This window comes from Bacillus cereus group sp. BceL291 (assembly GCF_051776705.1).
In the GTDB taxonomy this organism is placed as follows: Bacteria; Bacillota; Bacilli; order Bacillales; family Bacillaceae_G; genus Bacillus_A; species Bacillus_A cereus.
Genome location: NZ_JBPWAP010000002.1, coordinates 1 through 22,767 on the forward strand (window position 1 = coordinate 1; position 22,767 = coordinate 22,767).

Consider the following 22,767-nt stretch of genomic DNA (forward strand, 5'->3'; position numbering starts at 1 on the left):
CAGAAAAGAGTAAACGATTAACGGGTATCAACATATATGTTACGAATACGCCTTGGGAAGTGGTTCCGATGGAACAAATCCATGATTTTTACTCCCTCCGCTGGCAGATCGAAATCATATTTAAAACGTGGAAATCTCTATTTCAAATTCATCATTGGCAAACTATCAAACAAGAGCGATTAGAATGCCATGTGTATGGAAAACTCATTGCCATTTTTATATGTTCTTCCACGATGTTTAAGATGCGCCAACTTCTGTTGCAAAAGCACAAAAGAGAACTAAGCGAATATAAAGCAATTGGGATGATTCAAGATCATCTATCCCTGTTATATCAAGCGATACAGAGAAACACCCGTATAATAACAAAGGTTTTAATCCGCCTGTTTACCCTACTAAAGAAAAATGGCCGGAAATCCCATCGATATGAGAAGAAAACTATCTTTGATATTATGGGTGTTGTCTATGAGTATAATGGATTGAGAAAACAAAAGAAAGCTGCATAAGAAAAAAATGAAACCCGTTAGGGTTTATTTCGTATGCTCATTTTTAAGAGGATTATACTGTTTAAAAGTTTGTTCATTTCAATTAATGGAAAACCGTAGAGTTTCTATCCTTAAGTTGATGGGCATGGGTTATAGCCCCTTACTGTAATCTTTTGTCATAACCGTCACTATTACGAGAATACCTCTAAATGAGCACTTCACAGCACTTCGCTATCATTTTAAACCATATCTTTTTGAAATGCCTCTAACGCAATATGAACAGTCTCATCTGAAATAGATACGACATTCACTACCCCATATTCCTGCATAAGCACCATATGAATTGCTCCTGCATTTGCTTTCTTATCTTGTTTCATCAATTGAACGAGGCGCTCTACATTCAAATCCCTTGGCATTTTTGGATAGCCGTATTTCAAGAACCACTGCTTCATATCTTCATAAGCAAGATCAACCTTGTACACTTGCTCACTTAAAAATATGGCGAATAACATTCCAACCGCTACACCGTCACCGTGAGTAATATTTCCATACCCTAGCTCTTTTTCAAGAGCATGTCCTAACGTATGTCCAAAGTTCAAATGAGCACGTACACCCTTCTCTGTTTCATCTTGTGACACAACATTTGCCTTTACAGGAATCGCCTTCGTTAATATATGGATTAACTTCTCATCATGAAGATCCGCTAATGTTTGCACTTCTTCTTTTAACCAATGGTATAGCTCCACATCACCAATAAGAGCATGCTTTATCACCTCTGCATAACCTGAACGCCACTCTTTTTCAGGAAGAGACTGTAAAAACGGTGTATGATATACAACTGCTTCTGGCTGATGGAATGCACCAATCATATTTTTACCTAACGGATGGTTAATCGCTACTTTCCCACCCACTGCGCTATCGTGCGCTAATAAAGTTGTCGGAACCTGCACAAAGCGAATACCACGCATAAACGATGCAGCAACAAAACCAGCTAAATCTCCAATCATTCCGCCTCCAAGTGCAAGAATTAAAGAATTTCTATCTAATTTATTTTCAAGAGCTGACGTATGAGCCGCATAGAAATTTTCGAAAGACTTCTCTTTTTCGCCACTTGGTACAACAAACGAAAACACGTGCTGCTCTACTTGTAATGCATCGATAACTGTCTGTAAATGTAGTGATGCAACAGCTTCATCTGAAATGATCATTACGTTAGATACCGCTGGCTGCATATTTTGAACGATCGTTGTTAAGTTTGACAACGCTTCTTTACCAACATGTACATCATATTCTTTTGATTTCGTTTGAATATGTATGTTTCCCATTAAAATCCCCTCGCATATTCATTATGTTTCTCAATATTTTCACGAATTAGTTCCATACGATCTAATCCGAATTGTTCTATTAAAGCTGTCGCTAATTCCCAAGCCACAACCGCTTCTGCAACGACACTAGCTGCTGGCACTGCACAACTATCTGAACGTTCAATACTCGCTGTAAAAGGCTCTTTCGTATCAATATCTACACTTTGAAGAGGTTTATAAAGTGTAGGTATCGGTTTCATCACACCGCGCACAACAATTGGCATTCCAGTCGTCATACCGCCTTCTAGTCCACCTGCATTATTTGTTCTTCGTGTATATCCATGCTCCTCATCCCACAGAATTTCATCATGAACTTCACTTCCTGGTCTATGTGCTGCTTCAAAACCAATTCCAATCTCGACACCTTTAAAAGCATTAATACTCATAATTGCAGCTGCTAATTTCGCATCCAGTTTTCGATCATAATGCACGTAGCTACCTACTCCAATTGGCATCCCTTCCACAATTACTTCAACGATTCCACCAATTGAATCACCATTTGCTTTCGCATCATCAATCGCTTTCATCATTTGGTTACCAGCTTCTTCATCTAAGCAACGTACAGGAGATGCTTCTGTAATACTCTTTAATTCTTCAATTGAACTATACGTAATCTCCTTAGCTTGTACACCGCCAATTTCAATTACATGGCCCGCCACTTTAATACCAAGTTCTGCTAACACCTTTTTAGCAACCGCACCAGCAGCAACACGCACCGTCGTTTCGCGCGCTGACGAACGTTCCAGTACATTCCTCATATCTCTATGACCATATTTAATCGCACCATTTAAATCAGCATGCCCAGGCCTTGGTTTTGTCACTTTCCTTTTCATCTCTTTTTCTTCTTGCTCAGTTAAAGGCTCCGCCCCCATAATTTTTGTCCAGTGTGCAAAATCACGATTTTCAACAACAAGTGCAATAGGGGAACCTAATGTTTCTCCATGTCTAACACCACTTAAAATTTGCACTTGATCCGTTTCAATTTGCATGCGTCTACCGCGCCCATATCCCTTTTGCCTTCTAGCTAACTCTTCGTTTATATCATCTGCTACTAAAGACAATCCTGCCGGAACACCTTCTATAATCGTTGTAAGTTGTGGACCATGAGATTCACCAGCTGTAATATATCGCATACGTTATTCCTCTTTTCGTATATGTATTTATCTCACTATATTAACTTTTATCATTCTAAAAATATTAAAGAAATTATATCATAAATCGACCATTTTCTTATTCTATATTTCCGATAGGCCTAATTTAAATATCAACATATCATAACAGCTCAAACTTCGTAACTAACTGAAAATAAAAAAAGTGCAAGAAGAATACCCCTATTCTCCTTGCACTTTTTACTATTATCACAGTGATTAAAGCGTTTACAAATTATTTCAAAATAATTAGTAAATCCATTCATTCATTAATTTTGAGTAGTCAACTAATTCTTCTTCTTTAAAGAAAATAGCAATCTCGCGCTCTGCGCTTTCTAAAGAATCAGAACCATGGATAATGTTTTTCGCAACAGTTACACCGAAATCTCCACGAATTGTTCCAGGAGCTGCTTCATGTGGTCTTGTTTTCCCCATCATGTTACGCGCTGTATCTACTACACCTTCACCTTGCCATACCATTGCGAACACAGGTCCAGATGTAATAAAGTCTACTAACTCACCAAAGAAAGGTTTTTCCTTATGCTCAGCGTAGTGTTGTCCAGCAATTTCCGGAGTGACTTGCATTAATTTTGCACCAACTAATTGAAAGCCTTTTTTCTCAAAACGAGCTACAATTTCCCCAATGAAGGCACGTTGTACACCGTCTGGTTTTACCATTAGAAATGTTTTTTCCATAAAAAATCTCTCCACTTCTGAATTATGTATGTAATTGTATATCCCCACACACATATTATCACCCTTATCACAATTGTGCAATAGTTTTGAAATAGAGAGATTATTTTATTTTTTAGAATAAACATTAAAATTTTCGTTTTCCAATATACTTTGCAACATTTTGTAATGCGTACTTTGCTTTTCCACGTGGGAGTGGTTTTATTATTTCTAAAGCTTTATGTAAATAACGTTCACTAAATGCAAATGCTTGATCAATTGCTGTACTATTTTTTACAGCATCAATAATTTCTTGTATTTCACTTGCTGTTGAATTTTCATGTACAGATGTGATTTTCTGACGAAGTACTGGATCTTCCATCGCATATAAAGCAGGAAGTGTAATATTCCCTTGTAGTAAATCTCCGCCAGCAGGTTTTCCAAGTTTCTCTTCTGTAGAAACGAAGTCTAAAATGTCATCAATAATTTGATAAGACATTCCTACAAAATACCCATACCAAAATAGACGATTTACCGTATCACGATTAGCACCAGCAGCAATCGCTCCCAATTGACAACTCGCGGCAATTAATAATGCTGTTTTTCGCTTTATTCTTCTTAAATACGTTCTTAAATTTTGGTCATAATTGTATTTATCTTTAATTTGTTCAATTTCACCTTTACAGACTTCTAAAATAGTATGTGATAACGCTTGATGCGCCTCTGGAATTTCGATATTTGTTATACATTCAAGAGACTTAGCGAACAGATAGTCCCCTGTATACATCGCAATACGATCTCCCCATTTCGCATTCACAGTCGCACTGCCGCGTCGTAAAAATGCAGCATCAATAACATCATCGTGAACAAGAGAAGCCATATGAATAAGTTCTAACGCAACAGCAACATGCTTAATCGCATCTAACTTATAATCTCCAAATTTCCCTGCAAGCAACACAAATACAGGACGAATTCGTTTCCCACCAGCTTCAATAAGCTGTAATGCTGCCTCTTCTACTAATGGCTGTTCAGAAGCGACTGTCTTTTTTAATTCTTTTTCTATCACATTAATATCCGATCGTAAAAAAGAGTACATAAGTTGTAACTTCATATTGTTCACCTTAACCTAAAACTTCTTTTTTCTATTTTGATTCTGGTTTAATACCTAAATGCATCGCTGCTACCCCAAAAGTAAATGGTTTCACTTGCACACGTTCAAGTCCAGCTTGCTCAAACATTTGAGCCAATTCTTTCATCCCTGGGAACGTACTAGCAGATTCTTGAAGCCATGAATACTCTTTATAACTTTTCGCAAACATCTTTCCAAATAACGGCATGATATATTTAAAGTATAAAATATACCCTTGTCGAAAACCAATCATTGTTGGTTGAGATGTTTCTAAACAGATTACTTTTCCACCTGGTTTTACTACACGCGTCATTTCTTTTAATACGTGCATATAATCCGGTACGTTACGTAAACCAAACCCAATCGTCACATAATCAAACGTATTATCTTCAAACGGAAGTTCCATTGCATTCCCATGTAGAAGTTCTACTTGTTTTAATTGTAACGCCTCTACCTTTTGCTTACCGACAGATAACATATTTTCACTGAAGTCTAAGCCAACAACCTTTCCTTGTTCACCTACGGCTCCAGCTAGCGCAATTGTCCAATCTGCGGTTCCACAGCATACATCAAGCGCTTGACTGCCTGGTTGTACATCCATAATTCGCATCGTTTCTTTACGCCACGCTTTATGTCTTTGAAAACTAATTACAGAATTCATCACATCGTATTTATCAGAAATCTTTTCAAATACGTCATGTACTCTTTCTTCTTTTGATTGTTGCATGCTCGTACCTTCTTCCAATGTAAAATTGCTTATGTCTTCTATTTATTCCTTAACACAGAATTTATTTCATTTATGTCTGTATGATTTTCTAAAAATTGTTTTTCTTTCTTTCTCAATTCCTTCATCCAACCATTAATCACTACTTCTGCTTTATCCCCTAAAGCATCTTGCATAGCTTGAAAAACAGGCGAATATTGCTTATCAGCATACAATTGAATTTCTTTTTGAAGGCGATTTCCACCTAATACGTATGTGATAAATGGCTTCCAATGTGATAACTGAAAATGATCACATGTTTTTTGAAGGAGCGCAGACTCAATCATTACTATGCTTTTCATTATGTCATCCGTCGTTTCATGCGCTTTTTGGTATAACATAATTTTGTGTTCATTTATCTCTTTAATTCCTTCAGCAAGTGCACGAATTAAAACAATATCACGATTCATAGACAATAAATAATAATATAGTCCACTATAGTAATCGCCTGCAAGTACTGTTAATTGACGACATTTATGGAATTCAATCTCTTCCTCGCCTGCTTTATTTGATACCCTTTCATGCGTATCAAGCGCAATTTGTACAAGCATAATTGTTACTACGTAATGCTCAATTTGTTCTATATGTAAGTTTGCACTCTTTAAAGCACCATATAACAATGCTATCTTTTCTTCATCAATAAATGGTTCTTCAATATAGTTTATAAAGTAAGGATGGCGTAATTTCTCCATCAATTTTTCTTTTATACCCGCATACCCTCCGTAGATGTCACACACAAAAAATCACCCTTGTTTTCTAATTCATAAAACTTATTATAACACATACACTCTATTTTCTATAACCAAAACTTGGCTACACCTACCATTCATGTAAGCAATCTTTCTAATCTCACTCTGTCTAGTTAAAACTATATCATTTATTTACTAAAAAAAAAGAAAAGCAGTTTCCCGCTTTTCTTTACTTCGTTTTAATAAACGATAAAATTTCACTGCGCGCTGCAGCATCATTTTCAAGCACACCACGCACTGCTGTCGTTACTGTTTTCGCACCTGGTTTTTTTACACCACGCATCGTCATACACATATGTTCTGCTTCTACTACTACCATTACACCATGAGGCTCTAGTACTTCCATAATAGAGTTCGCTACTGTTGATGTAATACGTTCTTGCAGTTGTGGGCGACGTGCAATTGTATCTACGGTACGAGCTAATTTACTTAACCCTGTCACCTTTCCACCTTGCGGAATATATGCAACGTGAGCAACTCCATAGAATGGAACTAAATGATGCTCACACATCGAATAAAATGGTATATCTTTTACTAGTACAAGCTCTTCGTGATCTTCTCCGAATACTTTATGCAAATGCTCTTTCGGATCTTCATGCATACCTGAGAACACTTCTGCGTACATTTTTGCAACACGCTTTGGTGTATCAAGTACTCCCTCACGATTTGGGTCATCCCCAATCGCCTCTAAAATAAGGCGTACTGCATGTTCAATTTGTTCTAAATTAACTTTTGCCATCCGCTAGCCCTCCCGAAAACCTAAAAGTGATACGAACACATTCTAGCATATTTATGTTTTTAAAAGCAAAAAGAAGAGTTCCCAAAAAGGAAACTCTTCTTCCCTGTTAATATGTAAGGATTATTTAACCGCATCTTTTAACGCTTTACCAGGTTTGAATGCAGGTACTTTACTTGCAGCGATTTCAATCTCCTCACCTGTTTGTGGGTTACGACCTTTACGAGCCGCACGCTCACGAACTTCGAAGTTACCGAATCCGATCAGTTGTACTTTATCACCTTGTTTTAAAGCTTCTAAGATAGAATCAAAAACAGCGTCTACTGCTTTTGTTGCGTCCTTTTTAGAAAGGGAACTTGCTTCTGCAACAGCATTGATTAAATCTGTCTTGTTCATGCCATTCACCTCCTCCCAAAGATAAGACTGTATAATGATCATAAAATGAGTCTTACTTTCATTTGTAGGCAATTTTTGCAAATTCTATACTACAAAGATGTAGATAAATCATTATCAACGCCTATATTATACGATTCTCCTTTATAATTCAATATTTTTAAGGAAATTGTTACTCTGAAAATGTGAAAATCTGATGAAACTTGACAATTTACAACAATGTATTAGATAATGACTGTTTATTTTTCTATTTTATAATCAAAAAAACAAAAAATCCCTCTACAGTGAGAGGGATTTTTTCTTATAGTATAATCGCAATTAATCCGCCAGATCCTTCATTAATAATTCTTTCTAGCGTTTCTTTTAATTTATATCTAGCATTTTCTGGCATTAAAGATAATTTCGCTTGAATTCCTTCTCGAACAATCGAGCTAAGTGAACGTCCAAATATATCAGAATTCCAAATTGATAACGGGTCATCTTCAAAATCTTGCATTAAATAACGAACTAATTCTTCACTTTGCTTTTCAGTACCAATAATCGGCTCAAACGTTGACTCTACATCTACTTTAATCATATGAATAGATGGCGCTACTGCTTTTAACTTCACACCAAACCTTGAACCGTGACGAATAATTTCTGGCTCATCTAAGCTCATATCCGCTAATGCAGGCGCTGCTACACCATATCCTGTTTGCTTAACCATACGCAGTGCATCCGCCACTTGATCGTACTCTATTTTCGCATGAGATAAATCGAGCATAAGCTTTAATAAATGATCTTTCCCTCGAATTTCTACTCCTACTACTTCTTTTAAAATCTGATCATATAATTCATCTGGCGCATATAAATCAATCTCCGCCACACCTTGCCCCATATCAATGCCAGCTAGGCTCGCTCGATCAATAAATTCATATTGACTAAACTGCCAAACAACGCGATCCACATCACGAAGACGTTTTATATCCTTCACAGTTTCTTGAACTGCTTCTTGATAACTTTGACGCAACCAATGCCCTTCATTTAGCACCATTACCCAGCTCGGAAGGTTCACATTCACTTCTAATACAGGGAATTCAAATAGCGCTTCACGAAGTACATTATATACATCTGTTTCTCTTAAACTCTCCACACTCATTGCAATAACCGGGATATCATATTCTTCTGATAAACTTTGGCGTAATTGCTCTGTATCTGGATGATACGGCTGTACCGTATTAATTATCATAATGAAAGGTTTTCCTACTTCTTTCAACTCATTTACAACGCGTTCTTCTGCCTCTATATAATCTCTTCTTGGAATTTCACCAATTGTTCCATCTGTTGTAATTACAACACCAATTGTTGAATGTTCTTGAATTACTTTACGCGTGCCGATTTCTGCAGCTTCATGGAATGGAATAGGTTCTTCATACCAAGGGGTATTAATCATGCGCGGGCCATTCTCATCTTCATAGCCCTTCGCTCCAGGAACCGTATATCCAACACAATCTACTAATCGAATATTTACTTCAAGTCCTTCATCTACTTCGATAGAAACCGCTTGGTTTGGAACAAACTTCGGTTCCGTCGTCATAATTGTACGACCAGCAGCACTTTGAGGCAATTCATCCTGCGCTCTTTGACGGTCAGACTCATTCTCAATGTTTGGAATAACTACAAGTTCCATAAATTTTTTAATGAATGTTGATTTCCCTGTTCGAACAGCTCCTACAACTCCAAAATAAATATCACCGCCTGTTCGTTCTGCAATATCTTTAAAAATATCTACCTTTTCCAAGTGATTCCCTCCCTCAAAATTTTTGGGAATAATTCCGCGTTTATAGTCAACTAATACCTTCTCTAACGTTGCCTATAATATCTGATATAATATAATGGTATTCTAGAAGTTCGGACAATATATCATATAATTTTGTCCAATTTCATATGACTATTAAAAAATATCTTTTGTTTGCATCGTAAGTTGTATAACATAAAAAACCTTTCTTCTAGAACTTATTCACTAAAAGAAAGGTTCATGACTTATCATTTTAAAAAAATTGGTTCTCCGTCCTTTACTGTGTACGGTAAAGAATAAGCTGGTACAAACGGGGAACCTTTCGAAAGCATATTTCGAATATCTTCTCCCTCCGTAAACTGCCCTTCATTTCTTTTCAAAGCGTCATATAAGTCGATTCTATAATCAACAAAAACTTCTCCTTTTTCATTAATTACAAAAGGAAGTCCTTTACCAGAATATGGACTTGTCACTTGTGGCACATCTTTATATCCTAGTTTTTTGAAATCCAATTCATATACACCATCTGAAATTACTTTTTTAAAAGGTGGATATTGATGTTCATCACGATACATCCTAAGCTTTAAAGATAGTTCCTGAATTTGTTCAGCTATCCTAACATCAATTAACTTTACTGTTGGATTTGTTTCAACGTCTATTAATACGTATTGGTATACTCCTCCACTTTCATACGCATTCCCTGGCGCTTCTTGTATGTAACGCGGGGCAATCTGTTGAAAATCGATCGGATACTTTTGATAAATAGGTGTACTCATATCCCTCGTCTTAATTGGCAATATCCCATCATTTTGCTCCTTAAATGTCACAACAGCTTTTTGAACAACCTGTAGCTGATCTTCATAAGGAACCGCATTTTGCTTCATATTTTCTTTCGGATACAGACACCCCGTTAAAAGGCTCATACAACAAAATATTAAAATAATATGTAATTTTTTCACTACCATCACCTTTTCATACTAATCTAACTTGCTCCGTATGTAGTATTTTCCAGACCATTCCATTTACTGCTGTACAGGTCCACTAAATACAACAAGAAAAATAACAATTCCTGACACAATCATAAGGGTGTACGCTACTAACGCTGTAATCCCTTTCAAAAATTTATTCTTTATTTTATGTCTACTTAATAAAATAAAACTTACTGCAAAAAACATAAATCCAATTGCCCCTAAAGCTAACCACATTTTCATAAGCCCTTCTGACATATACACACCCCTTTTTATCAATCTATTTTTATACTATTTTAACAAATTAAAATCTTTAAACAAATACAAAAAGAACTTTTTACTACAAATTGCGAATATGTAACTTTAATCAATAGGTTTTCCAGCATTTCTCACCAATCTAGACAAAAATAAAACCGAAGCGATTGTATCTCTCGCTTCGGTTGACCAAATATGCCCAAAAACAGCTCTATTCCCATTCTTTCATGGCTATCATATGCAATCTACAAACTCTTTGTTTCTCATAATTTATTTTTTAAACATTTTGCTTAACGAGCCAAAATCTGTTGGCATATTATTATTAATAATCGCTTTTACAATTTGATCCTCTTGCTCTTTCGGCACTTCACGTCCCGCCATAAGAGCCACTTGATGAATTAATTGACGAAGTACAGTTTCATCACGTAAATTCGCATTTTGCACAGATGATGCTAATTTAAAAATATCCTCTTTATTTACTTTCGCTTCCTTCTCAATATTATTAAAAATGTTATTATCCATTCTTTTCACCCTCTCCTCAAGTTACTCTTCATCCTATGCAAAAATGAAAAAATGGTGAAAAGACCCAAAAAATAAAAAAGCGACAGAAGTACAAATGTACTTCTGTCGCTTTTCTTTACAGTAAATCAGGTATAGCTTCCACTTCATGTTTTCGAACACGCCCCATCAATGAGCCTACCGCATCTTTTACGTTATTCCCATTGAACAGCACGTCATATAAAGCAGCTGTAATCGGCATTTCAACTTCCATTTTCTCTGCCAATTCATGAGCAGCTTTCGTTGTTCTTACACCTTCCACAACCATACCCATGCTTTCTAACACTTCTTCTAAAGAGTGTCCTTTTCCAAGCATATTTCCAGCGCGCCAATTTCGGCTATGAACACTTGTACACGTTACAATTAAGTCTCCCATACCAGTTAGACCAGCAAACGTTAACGGATTCCCGCCCATTTTTCTTCCTAAACGAGCAATCTCTGTTAAACCACGTGTCATCAATGCCGCCTTTGCATTATCACCTAATCCAAGACCATCAGTTATACCAGCAGCTAATGCGATAATATTTTTTAACGCACCACCAAGTTCAACTCCAACGATATCTGGATTTGTGTATACACGGAAATAACTATTCATAAATAAATCTTGTACTTCCTCAGCCGCTTCCATACGCTTTGCTGCAGACGTAACTGTTGTCGCTTGTCGTAAACCGACTTCTTCAGCATGACTCGGTCCAGACAGTACAACAACATCTTTAATTAAGTGCTCTGGAATTTCTTCCTCAATCACTTCCGAAATACGTTTTGACGTACCAGGTTCAATTCCTTTGCTCGCATGAATCCAAGTAATTGGTTCAGTAACAATTTCTTTCATCTCTTGTAATACATCTCTGTACGCTTTCGTTGGTACTACTAACAATACTGTATTTACATCTACTAATGCTTCTTCTAAAGAAGAGTAGGCTACGATTGTGCTTGGCAATGTAATGCCTGGGAGATATCGACTATTCTCATGTTTCGTATTAATTTCATCCATAAGTTCTGGGCGATTTCCCCAAATACGTACATCATGTCCATTGTCAGCTAATACCATCGCTAACGCTGTTCCCCAGCTACCTGCTCCTACTACTGTGATTTTTGTCATAAAATCACATCCTCTCCATTAGTCTCTTGCTCTAGCGATAATGTGAATCGGCGTTCCTACGAAGCCAAATGATTCACGTAAGCGATTCTTTAAGAAACGCTCATATGAGAAGTGCAATAATTCTGGATCGTTTACAAACACAACAAATGTCGGTGGTTTTACCGCAACTTGTGTTGCATAGAAAATTTTCAGACGGCTACCATTATGAGTTGGCGTCGGATTCATCGCTACCGCATCCATAATTACATCGTTTAATACGTTCGTTTGAATACGGATACTATGACTTTCATTTACCTCATCGATAACCGGTATTAATGTTTGTGTACGTTTTCTTGTTTTTGCAGATAAGAAAACAATTGGTGCGTATTCTAAGAATTGGAAATGAGCACGGATATTTTCTTCAAATGCTTTCATTGTTTTTTCGTCTTTTTTCACTGCATCCCATTTATTTACAACGATAACAACAGCTCGCCCTGAATCATGAGCATATCCAGCGATTTTTTTATCTTGCTCAATAATTCCTTCTTCACCATCTAAAACGACTAAAACAACGTCAGAACGTTCAATCGCTCTTAGCGCACGAAGTACACTATATTTTTCTGTACTTTCATACACTTTTCCTTTTTTACGCATACCAGCTGTATCAATAATTACATAATCTTTTCCATCTTTACTATATGGTGTATCGACAGCATCACGAGTTGTTCCTGCTACATTACTAACAATTACACGCTCTTGACCAAGAAGAGCATTTACAAGTGATGATTTTCCTACGTTTGGACGTCCAATTAAAGAGAAACGAATTGTGTCTTCATCATATCCGTCTTCTTCAATCTTTGGAAAATGTTGTGCAGCTTCGTCTAGTAAGTCACCTAACCCTAATCCGTGTGTACCTGAAATTGGGAATGGTTCGCCAAATCCTAATGCATAAAAGTCATAAATGTCACTGCGCATTTCCGGATTGTCCACTTTATTTACTGCAAGTACAACCGGTTTATTTGAACGATATAAAATTTTTGCAACTTCTTCATCAGCTGCTGTTACACCGTCACGACCGTTTGTCATAAAAATGATAACATCCGCTTCATCAATTGCTACTTCAGCTTGTTGACGAATTTGTGTCAAAAACGGCTCGTCTCCAATATCAATTCCGCCCGTATCAATAATGTTAAATTCATGATTTAACCATTCTCCAGCGCTATAAATACGATCGCGCGTTACACCTGGAATATCTTCTACGATTGAAACTCTTTCTCCAACAATTCTATTGAAAATAGTAGATTTCCCTACGTTCGGGCGACCTACTATCGCTATTACTGGTTTCGGCATATACTTTCATCCTTTCAACTTGCTTCTGTTTATTATGTAAAAAACCCTTCTTTGTGCAAGAAGGGATTTGCATTCCAGAATATTTCTCAACGTATCAAAACACCTCACATTATAACACACGTTGCTAATGTTTCACAATAATATATACATTCTCTTGTAAGCGATGTGCAATACCATCTAAAATTGCCTCTAAATTATTTGCAACAAATTCTAGTTCCTCTGTCGATTCGCAAACGAATAAAGGAGCACCACCTGCAAATTTTTCTGGAGTCGTTGTTATAACTGCCAGAATAACACTTTCTAACATCATCTCTTATCTCCCCTTCCTTTCGGGGCTTCCGATGACATATGGACAGCACTTTCTAACGTTGGTACATTTCCTATGACACCTATCGCTTTCTCTGCATTTTGATCTTGCGGCAGGACAAAAATCCCAACCCTGCCATCCTCTAAATCACGCTTTGCTAACGGTACAAGCGCTGGTGTACCAGAATCTCTATAAATCCCTAACGCTACTGAAACATCGTGTAAAATAGCTTGTCGTTGCCCTAAATTTGAGATTGTAACCATCGCATCAATTGATTTCGGCTTTAAAATAAAACCCATACCATATTTCATAATTTCTTCTTGTCTTGCTGGCAATCCAATATTCATAATGTAAATATTGTCAATATAAAGCCCCGCTCCTTCAAAACGAAGCGGAACGTGCTCAATTTCAACAAGATCATGTAGCCTTTTACCAGACATTAATTTTTTCGCAATAAAAAATGCGATTATAGCCATAATTACTCCTGCAATCCATGAACGGAATCCTATATACGCAAACGTCGTTGCAAACGACGTTAACATTGCCAAATAGTTGCGACTTTCAAAAACCAATGCAATTCCTTCAATGTATGTATTTCCACGCGGTACGAGCTCATACCCATCTAATTGTTGAAGCGTATTTCTTTCCATATTACGTACATCACGAAATTGTGTCGCTGCTAATGTAAGAAATGTAATGGCAGAAAAATCTTTTTTCAAAATAGACGGGATTGCAATCGCTCCTAAAGCAGCTGCAATTAACCCCATTGCAATATGAATAATTTTCCCATGTAGCCTCGTCGGATATTGCCGTGTATCCGTCCGAAGCATTAGCACCCTTGTAACTGTCCCCGCTATTACGCCGCATAAAATGGCTGGTGTATATTCAGTCATGTATTACCCTCGCCTTTCTTTTACGTGTTTTTCTCTTAAACCGTTCCATGTATACTGATGCTTTTGCAATCCAAAACAATATTGCCATGAATAATGTAGAAATGGCGACGATATCAAAAAATGCTAAACTACCGTAATCATATGGAAAATTCAATTTCCTAAAAATAAATGTCACTAGCAGCTCTCCTTGTAACATCCCTACATATAGAGAACATAATCGTAATATGCGATCTCCATGCAATAACACCGATGCATACACAAGACCACTACTTAGCAGAAACACTCTATCCACCACAATCCAAATCGGATCATATATTTCTAACAGATGAAAACTTGTATATAACATTGCAATAATAAGCGCCGAAAGTAAGCTATATAATTTTTTCCAGACAGAATATAGCGTGATCCCTATAAAAGAAATAATACAAAGTAAAAGAGCATTTACTGATACCACGAATGAGGCGATCGTTACATGTAACGGAGAGCAAATTATAAAAATCAGTATACAAGCGCCTAACTTCCACCGAATAAGGTCCTTTTTCATAAAAAAGGTTACAATGATCCACCCTATCCAAGCTACAAAATAAAAAGTACTTCCATCCATCAACTTCACCTCCTATGTTTTCCATTATGGGAACTTTTTATGAAAGTTAATCCACTTTATTTACGCATAGTTTTTTCTTATAACAGCAACACTTTTAACAAGGAGGTGTTATTCATTATGGGTAAAGATCGCCAAGAACGAAAACTACGAGAATCACGCCGCGTTGAATCCGATCGTGATCAATCACTACAATATCCAGGTGCAACTGGACTTGATACACCAGAACAGGCTCGAAAACAAAACCAGCACTAATTAATGCAAAAAGACGGTTTCGATATTGTACGAAACCGTCTTTTACATAATCAGTTTAATGTTTTCTATTTATATTGAAATAATATTTCACACACTATATCCTCCCATTACTTCTTATTATCTTCACCTATTCCTATTAAAAATTAAGTTCTCTCCAGTAATTCGACAACACACCATCTACATTTTTCAACCCTTTTTCAATTGCAATTTTTACGAAATGATATTTTTATATAATACTAATTCCTTTCTCCACTTTATATTACGAAAAAGAATAGAACAAAAAAAATCAACCGAACGGTTGATTTTTTATCTCCTACTATAATGCGCAGTATCAATACCACGCTGCATTAACCAATGATACGTTTCACCCTTTACAACAAGAGGTACAGATTGCAACTCTTCTATCGTTTTCGCACCAAGAGCTGTCATTATAAATTTCAAATCTGTATGTAGGAGCTCAATTTCATCCACTAACTTCTCGATACCATCTTGCATTAAAATACGTAAAAAGTAACCAGCAAACGCAGTTGTATTCGCCCCTAATGCGATCGCTTTCGCTACGTCAAGCGCTGTTTGTATGCCCCCAGATGCAATAAAAGAGAGGTTATTATTTGTAGAGGTTGCTTCAATAATCGAGGTTGCTGTTTGTATGCCCCAGTTATTAAAATAAGAAAGCATTCGCTGTCTTCTTTCATTTTCAACAGCAGCAAAATTCGTACCACCTTGCCCACCAATATCAATTGCTGTTACACCTACGTTCGCTAACTGCTGCACTGTTTCCTTACTCATCCCAAATCCAACTTCTTTTACAATGATAGGAACTTTACTATTTAAAACAATTTTCTCAATGCGCTGAAGTACTCCAGTAAAATCACGGTCTCCTTCTGGCATCGTTAACTCTTGTATGACATTTAAATGAATTTGCAATGCATTCGCTTCAATCATATCAACGGCACGCTCTGCCTGTTCGATAGTTGCCTCACTACCTAAATTAGCAAAGAAAATACCATTTGGATTTACCTTTCTGATCACCTTATAAGAAGCAGCTTCACTTTCATCTTTTAACGCCGCCATTTGCGAACCTACAGCCATAGCAAGGTTATGATGTTTCGCTACATATGCTAATTGCTCATTAATATGTAACGTTTTCTCTCCTCCACCACCAGTCATCGCATTGATAAAAATCGGCGAACTTAGTGAAAGTTCGCCGATTTTTGTTTCACATGTTATTGTGTCATAATTTGAATTTGGCAAGCTTTGATGCACAAAATCAATATCATGAAAGCCATGCGTACGAGACTGACCAGTAGAAAGAGCGTATTCAATATGATCTAATTTACGTTTTGCCCTTACCACTTGTACCCCTCATTATTTCTTTAATTTTTTCAGTTGTTCACCAATAATATCACTTAATTGGAAAGTAGCAGAATCAGCATTTGGCTCATACTGACTATAATCTTCAGTTACATTATTTTCCTCAAGCGCTTCTTTTATACTTAAAGAAATACGTTTCTCTGCTACGTGAACTTCAAGTACTTTCACTTTTACTTCTTGTCCCATTTCCAATACTTCATTCGGATTTTTCACGTGACGATTTGCAATTTGAGATACGTGTACAAGTCCTTCAACGCCCGGTAAAATCTCAACGAATGCACCAAATGTAACAAGGCGTTTTACTACTCCCTCTCGAATATCTCCAGCTTTTATTTCGCCAGCAACGTTTTCCCAAGGTCCTGGTTGAGCTGCTTTAATTGATAAAGAAATACGTTGTGTATCAGCATCAACAGATAACACCTTTACCTTAACCTTTTGACCTTGCTCTAACACTTCAGAAGGTTGCTCTACACGTTCGTGTGAAATTTGTGAAATGTGAACTAAACCGTCCACTCCACCAACATTAACGAATGCTCCAAAGTCAGTTAATCGTTGTACTGTTCCTTCAACAACGTCCCCTTCTTTTAATGAAGAAATTGCTTCTTTTTTCTTAGAATCTAGTTCTAATTCTACTACCGCTTTATGCGAAAGGATTACACGATTTTTTTCACGGTCTAATTCAACAATTTTCACCGCTAATGTTTTACCTTTATAGTCAGTAAAGTCTTCTACATAATGTACTTCTACAAGTGAAGCTGGAATAAAACCGCGAACACCAAGGTCCACAACTAATCCGCCATTCACAATATCTTTTACAGTAACATCAAATACATGACCAGAAGTAAATTTCTCTTGTAGTTCTACCCATGCTTTTTCTGCATCAACAGCACGTTTAGATAAGACAAGATCATCTTCTTCTAATTTAATAATTTTCAACTCTAGTGTTTGATCTAATTCTACAACATCGCTTGCTTTTTCAATATGAACGTTAGCTAATTCACTAATTGGAATTACGCCATCTGTTTTGTATCCAACATTTACAAGCACTTGTTTCTCTTCAACCTTCGTTACAGAACCTGTAACAACGTCACCAACTTGTAATTCTTTTGAATCCATAACTTCTTCATTCATTTTCTCTACCATGGAAATACCTCCCTACAGAATTGACAAAGCATTTTTTATGTATATACGAAATGAAAACAAAGTTTTCATTTGCATGTTTAAGAATTTCTCATCACATACTCTTTTTCAATAACATTCACAAGAAAATATATTAAACCTATATAAATAGTATACAGCAAAACCAGCTTGAAAAAAGTATGTTTTGAAATATAATAGCGAATATATTCTGACAGTTTTATTCCTCTTTAACTAACTTCTTACAAATCAGCTCATTTGTCAAGGAAAGAGACTCACAATTCACGTATCCTTTACATTTCTATTTAAACAAAAAAAGAAAGAGGATTATCCCCTTTCTTTATTTCGCAAACACTCCAGAAACAATGCTCATAATTTTTTGGACAACTTCTTCAATTGATAAAGAAGTCGTATCTAATTCCAATGCATCATCAGCCTTTTTTAGTGGAGAAACTTCGCGTTCTGAATCTAATTTATCACGCTGAGCAATTTCTTCTTTTAGCTGCTCTAAATTAGAATCGAAACCTTTATTTAAATTTTCTAAATGCCTTCTTTCCGCTCTTTCTTCAACAGAAGCAAGCATAAAGATTTTCACTTCAGCATCCGGTAATACATGTGTACCAATATCACGTCCGTCCATTACAACGCCGCCTTTTTTCGCTAACTCTTGCTGACGACGTACCATTTCTTCACGAACAAGGCGATGTTTCGCTACAATAGATACTCGATTCGTCACATCAGGTGTACGAATTACTTCAGAAACATCTTGTCCATTTAAAAATACAAGCTGTGTATTTTCTCCTTGCTGAAACTCAATATTTACATTCTTTACAACTTCCATTAACTGCTCTTCATTTTCAATGTCTACTTTTTGTTGAAAGGCTGCATATGTAAGCGTACGGTACATTGCGCCTGTATCAATATAAACATAAGAAAGTTCCTTCGCAACAACTTTTGCCACTGTACTTTTCCCTGCAGCTGCTGGACCATCTATAGCAATTGAAATTCGTTTATCCATTGTAACACCTCATTTTTTCACTTATAAAACAAAACGAAAAGCAGGTGTTCACCCTGCTTCTTCTCATTTGCTTCGCGTCATTAAATCCTCAATTATTGTAGCATAATCCTTCATAGAAGAAAATGAAAACTACCGATTCACCTGCAAGATTTCCACTTTGTTTTTTACCATAACACCCTCATAATAAACAATTTTAGATAAATATTTCACTGATGACTTATGTATAAATAACAATTGTACAACAGAAAGACAAATGAATTGTATTATTAATATACGAATAAAAATTCTCTCCATCTTTTTCACCGTAATTTCTCCCTTCTATACTATATTTGCACATTTCGTTTCGTAATTTTATACATCGTACATATAGCAGTTAATTTTATTGTCATTTTCGAGGCATACTTTTATACATTTCCATTGTCGAATTTACTCAAAACATGTTATGTTCTAAATGTATTTTTTTACTTGAAAGGGGTATAAGCATTGAAAAGAATCCTAGTTTTACACACAGGTGGAACAATTGCAATGGAGGAAGATAAAGAAACTGGGGTCGTACAACCAGGTAAAAAAAATCCTCTTTTAAAATTCATTCCTGATTTAGAAGGCGATGTTGATTTAATCGTTGAAGATGTGTTCCATCTACCATCTCCTCATATGACACCGAGCGAAATGTTACAATTACAAGTCATCATTGATGAAAGAGTAAAACAAGACAACATTCATGGCGTAGTTATTACGCATGGTACGGATACATTAGAAGAAACAGCTTATTTCTTAGATTTAACAGTACAAGCAACTATTCCGATCGTAGTGACAGGTGCAATGCGCTCTAGCAATGAGTTAGGTGCTGATGGTCTATATAACTTCTTATCAGCTGTAAAAGTTGCTAGTTGTGATGAAGCTGCAGAAAAAGGTGTTTTAGTCGTATTAAACGACGAAATTCATTGCGCTACAAATGTAACGAAAACACATACAAGTAATGTCGCAACATTCCAAAGTCCACAATACGGACCAATTGGAATGGTAACAAAACGCGGCGTTGTCTTCCATCACGCTTTAGTACATCGCGAATCATATACGATAAATAAAGTGTCTAAAAATGTAGTTGTTCTAAAAGCATATGCTGGCATGGATGATACATTATTAGCAGCAATCGAAAATCTTCCTGTAGACGGCATTGTTATCGAAGCTCTTGGACAAGGTAATCTCCCTCCAAGAACACTACCTAGCCTAGAAAGATTATTAAATAAAGGTATTCCTGTCGTATTGGTTTCTCGCTGTTTCAACGGTATCGTTCAAGACGTATATTCGTATGAAGGTGGCGGTAAACACTTAAAAGATATGGGCATTGTATTCACATACGGCTTAAATGCACAAAAAGCACGCATTAAATTACTTGTTGCATTAGAGAATACAAATTCTCATGAATCCATTCAAAATATGTTTATGCACGAATAAAAAGGAGCTGTCGAGATTTTCCCGACAGCTCCTTTTTATTTTTCTCTTGATGCAATGGTTTGCGCAATCACATCTCCATGAAATCTACCGTTCTCGATAAATATTTCATTTGCATTATTTCCAGCAGCAATGACACCTGCAATGAAAATATTTTCAGCATTCGTTTCCATTCTATCCTCTGTATAAATTGGACGTCCTGTTTCTTCATCAATCTGAACACCCATCTTCGTTAAGAAGCTATGATCAGGATGATAACCAGTCATCGCAAATACAAAATCGTTTTTGATTGTAAAAGCTTCACCATCAACTGTAAACGTTAATGTATGCTCAGTAATCTCTTTCACATGAGCTCCAAAATGCATTTGAATTGTACCGTTTCGTACTAACGCCTCAAATTCCGGCAAAATCCAAGGCTTTATGCTTGGTGAATACTCACTTCCACGATACAGTACCGTTACACGTGCACCAGATTTAACAAGTTCTAACGCGGCATCTACACTCGAGTTTTTCCCACCTATAACTACTACATCTCGATCAAAATAAGGATGCCCCTCTTTAAAATAGTGAGCTACTTTCTTCAATTCCTCACCTGGAACATTCATATAATTTGGATTATCATAATATCCAGTTGCTACAACAATATATTTCCCTATATACATTTCCTTACTTCCATCACGCTTTGTCGTCTCAACCTGAAAAACTTCTCCATCTTTTTGAACTTTCTCCACTCGCTCAAAAGCATTTACACGTACAGATTTACGTTTTACTACTTCACGATAATACGCAAGCGCTTGATTTCGAAATGGCTTACGATTTTCTGTAATAAAAGCTACATCACCAATTTCTAATTTTTCACTAGAAGAGAAAAATGTTTGATGAGTTGGATAATTATAAATGGCATTTACAATGTTTCCTTTTTCAATTACTAACGGATTTATCCCTACCTTTTGCAACGAAATTGCAGCCGCTAATCCGCACGGACCGCCTCCGATTATAATAACTGTTTCTTTCTGCATACTCGTCCACTCCTAGTCTTCTACCAATGCACTATTTATAAAAACAAGAAAAAACCTACTTACAGCAGTAGGCACCTATCTTTATTGTATTCATTTTTCATATATTTGTCATCTAAACGAAACGTACATCCGATAGACATCTGCTAAAAACTGCTGAAATTTAATACCTTGTTTCCCTAATACATTCTCAGGATCAATCTTTCTAGCTGGATCAAGCGTTTTATGTGACACGATATCTTTTTTCGGATTTAAGCCAAAGTTTTGGCATAAATACGCATGATACCATGTAAAACGATTATACGCTTCCCAAAAGTTAACATCACCACCATAACAAAGTTCCACTCCAATGGCCGCCTTATTCGCGTCATAGCCATATAAGTCATTATCCGTCGGCACACCATATCGAACATGATACGCAACTTCATTTATAGGAATAATCTCCAATATTGTTTTATCATCTATAAATGTATGTGCCGAAGCTTTCGGTTGTAATTCATTAAAGTAATCTCGATTGCCTATCGCATTGCTTCCAGGATTCCCCGTATCATGGCTTACGATAAATCTCACTTTAGTCAGAGGAATCCCCGGTCGTGAACTTCCATATCCAATATAATTGCGCTCTATAGGAAACATCGCCATTGCTACCAACTCCCGCTCTAGAAGATTACCTTACTTCCTTATATATGTATTCGGTAGCAATGTCCTTATCGCATATTTCTTACGCGAAGAGAAAATCGAAAATATTTGAAGTGAACACCATAAACAACAAGATACTTACAGCCACTCCATAAAAACCGTAAAACCAAACACAATCTTCTTTCGTATCTAAACCGAAAAATTTATTTACCGATTGTAATAATGTGCCACGCTTGCTTTGTTTGTTTCGTAATACTTCCACTCGCTCTACAACATCTGCTGGCATCATAAATCTTTGGTCTACTGTCATTTTCATCATTTATCTCTCCTTAAAATCATTTCCGTTTTGTTTATCTAAGGAGAGTATAGCACGTTTGTTCGTGTAGAACAAGCGTTCTTTTTTTATTTTTATTTTATTTTTCAGCAAGCCAAGTAAAAATTGAGATTACAACGGCAATAATCGGCCCTACTACAACCACACCAAATATCAGAAACAATAGCCCTTCCCCGAACATCCGAACGGTACTTATTTTGCGAGCTTTCATCGTTCTTGCGAGTTCTCCCTCTAACCTATTAACCTTTTCTTCTAATTGTTCTACTCGTTCCAACATTTCATTCTCCATATACAACACCTCATTTAATACTTC

General features: G+C 36.5%; 28 protein-coding genes. 3 read left to right on the forward strand and 25 right to left on the reverse strand.

Annotated features, from left to right (window positions below; genetic code table 11):
- Window positions 1–503, forward strand: a 503-nt coding sequence (locus ACS2CR_RS01820) for a transposase (RefSeq protein WP_438905923.1), incomplete at its 5' end; no start/stop codon positions are given.
- Between the two features lie 218 nt (window positions 504–721).
- Here ACS2CR_RS01820 and aroB read toward each other — a convergent pair.
- The 17 genes from aroB to ACS2CR_RS01905 all read right to left on the reverse strand — a co-directional run bounded on the left by aroB (window position 722) and on the right by ACS2CR_RS01905 (window position 15,229).
- Window positions 722–1,807 (reverse strand): 3-dehydroquinate synthase, encoded by a 1,086-nt coding sequence (aroB, locus tag ACS2CR_RS01825; protein WP_000526812.1) that lies wholly within the window; start codon window positions 1,805–1,807, stop codon window positions 722–724.
- Window positions 1,807–2,979 carry a chorismate synthase gene (gene aroC, locus ACS2CR_RS01830; RefSeq protein ID WP_001269386.1) on the reverse strand — a complete coding sequence of 391 codons (1,173 nt, stop codon included), beginning with the start codon at window positions 2,977–2,979 and terminating at the stop codon, window positions 1,807–1,809. Before aroC ends, aroB begins: the two co-directional genes overlap by 1 nt.
- A gap of 264 nt (window positions 2,980–3,243) precedes the next feature.
- The gene (gene ndk, locus ACS2CR_RS01835; RefSeq protein WP_000415883.1) at window positions 3,244–3,690 is read right to left on the reverse strand and encodes a nucleoside-diphosphate kinase; all 447 of its coding nucleotides are present in this window, start codon (window positions 3,688–3,690) and stop codon (window positions 3,244–3,246) included.
- Window positions 3,691–3,814: 124 nt separating this feature from the next.
- A complete protein-coding gene (hepT, locus tag ACS2CR_RS01840) occupies window positions 3,815–4,777 on the reverse strand; it encodes a heptaprenyl diphosphate synthase component II (protein ID WP_000776076.1) in 963 nt (320 codons plus the stop codon).
- A 31-nt stretch (window positions 4,778–4,808) separates the two neighbouring features.
- Window positions 4,809–5,522, reverse strand: a complete 714-nt coding sequence (gene menG, locus ACS2CR_RS01845) for a 2-heptaprenyl-1,4-naphthoquinone methyltransferase (protein WP_001187674.1) — start codon at window positions 5,520–5,522, stop codon at window positions 4,809–4,811.
- Window positions 5,523–5,560: 38 nt separating this feature from the next.
- Window positions 5,561–6,295: a heptaprenyl diphosphate synthase component 1 gene (locus ACS2CR_RS01850; protein ID WP_053512852.1), complete on the reverse strand. Its 735-nt coding sequence runs from the start codon at window positions 6,293–6,295 to the stop codon at window positions 5,561–5,563.
- A 181-nt stretch (window positions 6,296–6,476) separates the two neighbouring features.
- Window positions 6,477–7,046 carry a GTP cyclohydrolase I FolE gene (folE, locus tag ACS2CR_RS01855; protein ID WP_001151482.1) on the reverse strand — a complete coding sequence of 190 codons (570 nt, stop codon included), beginning with the start codon at window positions 7,044–7,046 and terminating at the stop codon, window positions 6,477–6,479.
- A 120-nt stretch (window positions 7,047–7,166) separates the two neighbouring features.
- Window positions 7,167–7,439, reverse strand: a complete 273-nt coding sequence (locus ACS2CR_RS01860; RefSeq protein ID WP_001043860.1) for an HU family DNA-binding protein — start codon at window positions 7,437–7,439, stop codon at window positions 7,167–7,169.
- Window positions 7,440–7,737: 298 nt separating this feature from the next.
- Complete coding sequence (gene spoIVA / locus ACS2CR_RS01865; RefSeq protein WP_000416519.1) at window positions 7,738–9,216, reverse strand: stage IV sporulation protein A; 1,479 nt, start codon at window positions 9,214–9,216, stop codon at window positions 7,738–7,740.
- A gap of 245 nt (window positions 9,217–9,461) precedes the next feature.
- On the reverse strand, window positions 9,462–10,172 hold the full coding sequence (locus ACS2CR_RS01870) for a hypothetical protein (protein ID WP_000733109.1): 711 nt from the start codon (window positions 10,170–10,172) through the stop codon (window positions 9,462–9,464).
- Between the two features lie 63 nt (window positions 10,173–10,235).
- Complete coding sequence (locus ACS2CR_RS01875; protein ID WP_001289004.1) at window positions 10,236–10,439, reverse strand: DUF2768 domain-containing protein; 204 nt, start codon at window positions 10,437–10,439, stop codon at window positions 10,236–10,238.
- Between the two features lie 267 nt (window positions 10,440–10,706).
- Window positions 10,707–10,958: a stage VI sporulation protein F gene (locus ACS2CR_RS01880; RefSeq protein ID WP_000369754.1), complete on the reverse strand. Its 252-nt coding sequence runs from the start codon at window positions 10,956–10,958 to the stop codon at window positions 10,707–10,709.
- 115 nt (window positions 10,959–11,073) lie between these two features.
- Window positions 11,074–12,096, reverse strand: coding sequence for an NAD(P)H-dependent glycerol-3-phosphate dehydrogenase (locus ACS2CR_RS01885; protein WP_000161763.1), 1,023 nt, complete (start codon window positions 12,094–12,096; stop codon window positions 11,074–11,076).
- A gap of 18 nt (window positions 12,097–12,114) precedes the next feature.
- On the reverse strand, window positions 12,115–13,425 hold the full coding sequence (gene der, locus ACS2CR_RS01890) for a ribosome biogenesis GTPase Der (RefSeq protein ID WP_001125893.1): 1,311 nt from the start codon (window positions 13,423–13,425) through the stop codon (window positions 12,115–12,117).
- Window positions 13,426–13,549: 124 nt separating this feature from the next.
- Entirely contained in the window at window positions 13,550–13,735 is a 186-nt protein-coding gene (locus ACS2CR_RS01895) for a capping complex subunit for YIEGIA (protein ID WP_000979059.1), read from the reverse strand.
- Entirely contained in the window at window positions 13,732–14,625 is an 894-nt protein-coding gene (locus ACS2CR_RS01900; protein ID WP_053512851.1) for a YIEGIA family protein, read from the reverse strand. Before ACS2CR_RS01900 ends, ACS2CR_RS01895 begins: the two co-directional genes overlap by 4 nt.
- Entirely contained in the window at window positions 14,618–15,229 is a 612-nt protein-coding gene (locus tag ACS2CR_RS01905) for a YphA family membrane protein (RefSeq protein ID WP_000349098.1), read from the reverse strand. The genes ACS2CR_RS01900 and ACS2CR_RS01905 overlap by 8 nt, the downstream gene beginning before the upstream one ends.
- Before the next feature lie 117 nt (window positions 15,230–15,346).
- On the opposite strand from ACS2CR_RS01905, the gene ACS2CR_RS01910 reads away from it, so the two are divergent.
- A complete protein-coding gene (locus tag ACS2CR_RS01910) occupies window positions 15,347–15,481 on the forward strand; it encodes a YpzI family protein (protein WP_000513900.1) in 135 nt (44 codons plus the stop codon).
- Between the two features lie 306 nt (window positions 15,482–15,787).
- Here ACS2CR_RS01910 and ACS2CR_RS01915 read toward each other — a convergent pair whose 3' ends face one another.
- From ACS2CR_RS01915 to ACS2CR_RS01930, 4 genes are all read right to left on the reverse strand, one after another.
- On the reverse strand, window positions 15,788–16,837 hold the full coding sequence (locus tag ACS2CR_RS01915; protein ID WP_000251037.1) for a type 2 isopentenyl-diphosphate Delta-isomerase: 1,050 nt from the start codon (window positions 16,835–16,837) through the stop codon (window positions 15,788–15,790).
- A 12-nt stretch (window positions 16,838–16,849) separates the two neighbouring features.
- Window positions 16,850–17,998, reverse strand: a complete 1,149-nt coding sequence (rpsA, locus tag ACS2CR_RS01920; RefSeq protein ID WP_000229559.1) for a 30S ribosomal protein S1 — start codon at window positions 17,996–17,998, stop codon at window positions 16,850–16,852.
- A 334-nt stretch (window positions 17,999–18,332) separates the two neighbouring features.
- The gene (gene cmk, locus ACS2CR_RS01925; RefSeq protein WP_053512850.1) at window positions 18,333–19,010 is read right to left on the reverse strand and encodes a (d)CMP kinase; all 678 of its coding nucleotides are present in this window, start codon (window positions 19,008–19,010) and stop codon (window positions 18,333–18,335) included.
- A gap of 129 nt (window positions 19,011–19,139) precedes the next feature.
- Window positions 19,140–19,313 (reverse strand): YpfB family protein, encoded by a 174-nt coding sequence (locus ACS2CR_RS01930; protein WP_000738057.1) that lies wholly within the window; start codon window positions 19,311–19,313, stop codon window positions 19,140–19,142.
- Between the two features lie 180 nt (window positions 19,314–19,493).
- On the opposite strand from ACS2CR_RS01930, the gene ansA reads away from it, so the two are divergent.
- Complete coding sequence (gene ansA, locus ACS2CR_RS01935; RefSeq protein WP_000822026.1) at window positions 19,494–20,468, forward strand: asparaginase; 975 nt, start codon at window positions 19,494–19,496, stop codon at window positions 20,466–20,468.
- A 35-nt stretch (window positions 20,469–20,503) separates the two neighbouring features.
- Here ansA and ACS2CR_RS01940 read toward each other — a convergent pair whose 3' ends face one another.
- The 4 genes from ACS2CR_RS01940 to ACS2CR_RS01955 form a co-directional block, all read right to left on the reverse strand.
- The gene (locus tag ACS2CR_RS01940; protein ID WP_053512849.1) at window positions 20,504–21,484 is read right to left on the reverse strand and encodes a YpdA family putative bacillithiol disulfide reductase; all 981 of its coding nucleotides are present in this window, start codon (window positions 21,482–21,484) and stop codon (window positions 20,504–20,506) included.
- Window positions 21,485–21,592: 108 nt separating this feature from the next.
- On the reverse strand, window positions 21,593–22,123 hold the full coding sequence (locus tag ACS2CR_RS01945) for a peptidoglycan recognition protein family protein (RefSeq protein WP_001240655.1): 531 nt from the start codon (window positions 22,121–22,123) through the stop codon (window positions 21,593–21,595).
- A 79-nt stretch (window positions 22,124–22,202) separates the two neighbouring features.
- Window positions 22,203–22,439 carry a DUF3961 domain-containing protein gene (locus ACS2CR_RS01950; RefSeq protein ID WP_001983018.1) on the reverse strand — a complete coding sequence of 79 codons (237 nt, stop codon included), beginning with the start codon at window positions 22,437–22,439 and terminating at the stop codon, window positions 22,203–22,205.
- Between the two features lie 94 nt (window positions 22,440–22,533).
- Entirely contained in the window at window positions 22,534–22,743 is a 210-nt protein-coding gene (locus tag ACS2CR_RS01955; protein WP_000426768.1) for a hypothetical protein, read from the reverse strand.
- Window positions 22,744–22,767: the final 24 nt, after the last annotated feature.

What these genes read in the sequence shown, in the direction of transcription:
- aroB (WP_000526812.1), bottom strand. Translation starts at nt 1,807, where the DNA reads ATGGGAAACATACATATTCAAACGAAATCAAAAGAATATGATGTACAT.
- aroC (WP_001269386.1), bottom strand. Translation starts at nt 2,979, where the DNA reads ATGCGATATATTACAGCTGGTGAATCTCATGGTCCACAACTTACAACG.
- ndk (WP_000415883.1), bottom strand. Translation starts at nt 3,690, where the DNA reads ATGGAAAAAACATTTCTAATGGTAAAACCAGACGGTGTACAACGTGCC.
- hepT (WP_000776076.1), bottom strand. Translation starts at nt 4,777, where the DNA reads ATGAAGTTACAACTTATGTACTCTTTTTTACGATCGGATATTAATGTG.
- menG (WP_001187674.1), bottom strand. Translation starts at nt 5,522, where the DNA reads ATGCAACAATCAAAAGAAGAAAGAGTACATGACGTATTTGAAAAGATT.
- folE (WP_001151482.1), bottom strand. Translation starts at nt 7,046, where the DNA reads ATGGCAAAAGTTAATTTAGAACAAATTGAACATGCAGTACGCCTTATT.
- ACS2CR_RS01860 (WP_001043860.1), bottom strand. Translation starts at nt 7,439, where the DNA reads ATGAACAAGACAGATTTAATCAATGCTGTTGCAGAAGCAAGTTCCCTT.
- ACS2CR_RS01875 (WP_001289004.1), bottom strand. Translation starts at nt 10,439, where the DNA reads ATGTCAGAAGGGCTTATGAAAATGTGGTTAGCTTTAGGGGCAATTGGA.
- ACS2CR_RS01880 (WP_000369754.1), bottom strand. Translation starts at nt 10,958, where the DNA reads ATGGATAATAACATTTTTAATAATATTGAGAAGGAAGCGAAAGTAAAT.
- ACS2CR_RS01885 (WP_000161763.1), bottom strand. Translation starts at nt 12,096, where the DNA reads ATGACAAAAATCACAGTAGTAGGAGCAGGTAGCTGGGGAACAGCGTTA.
- der (WP_001125893.1), bottom strand. Translation starts at nt 13,425, where the DNA reads ATGCCGAAACCAGTAATAGCGATAGTAGGTCGCCCGAACGTAGGGAAA.
- ACS2CR_RS01895 (WP_000979059.1), bottom strand. Translation starts at nt 13,735, where the DNA reads ATGATGTTAGAAAGTGTTATTCTGGCAGTTATAACAACGACTCCAGAA.
- ACS2CR_RS01900 (WP_053512851.1), bottom strand. Translation starts at nt 14,625, where the DNA reads ATGACTGAATATACACCAGCCATTTTATGCGGCGTAATAGCGGGGACA.
- ACS2CR_RS01905 (WP_000349098.1), bottom strand. Translation starts at nt 15,229, where the DNA reads ATGGATGGAAGTACTTTTTATTTTGTAGCTTGGATAGGGTGGATCATT.
- ACS2CR_RS01910 (WP_000513900.1), top strand. Translation starts at nt 15,347, where the DNA reads ATGGGTAAAGATCGCCAAGAACGAAAACTACGAGAATCACGCCGCGTT.
- rpsA (WP_000229559.1), bottom strand. Translation starts at nt 17,998, where the DNA reads ATGGTAGAGAAAATGAATGAAGAAGTTATGGATTCAAAAGAATTACAA.
- cmk (WP_053512850.1), bottom strand. Translation starts at nt 19,010, where the DNA reads ATGGATAAACGAATTTCAATTGCTATAGATGGTCCAGCAGCTGCAGGG.
- ACS2CR_RS01940 (WP_053512849.1), bottom strand. Translation starts at nt 21,484, where the DNA reads ATGCAGAAAGAAACAGTTATTATAATCGGAGGCGGTCCGTGCGGATTA.
- ACS2CR_RS01945 (WP_001240655.1), bottom strand. Translation starts at nt 22,123, where the DNA reads ATGGCGATGTTTCCTATAGAGCGCAATTATATTGGATATGGAAGTTCA.
- ACS2CR_RS01950 (WP_001983018.1), bottom strand. Translation starts at nt 22,439, where the DNA reads ATGATGAAAATGACAGTAGACCAAAGATTTATGATGCCAGCAGATGTT.
- ACS2CR_RS01955 (WP_000426768.1), bottom strand. Translation starts at nt 22,743, where the DNA reads ATGGAGAATGAAATGTTGGAACGAGTAGAACAATTAGAAGAAAAGGTT.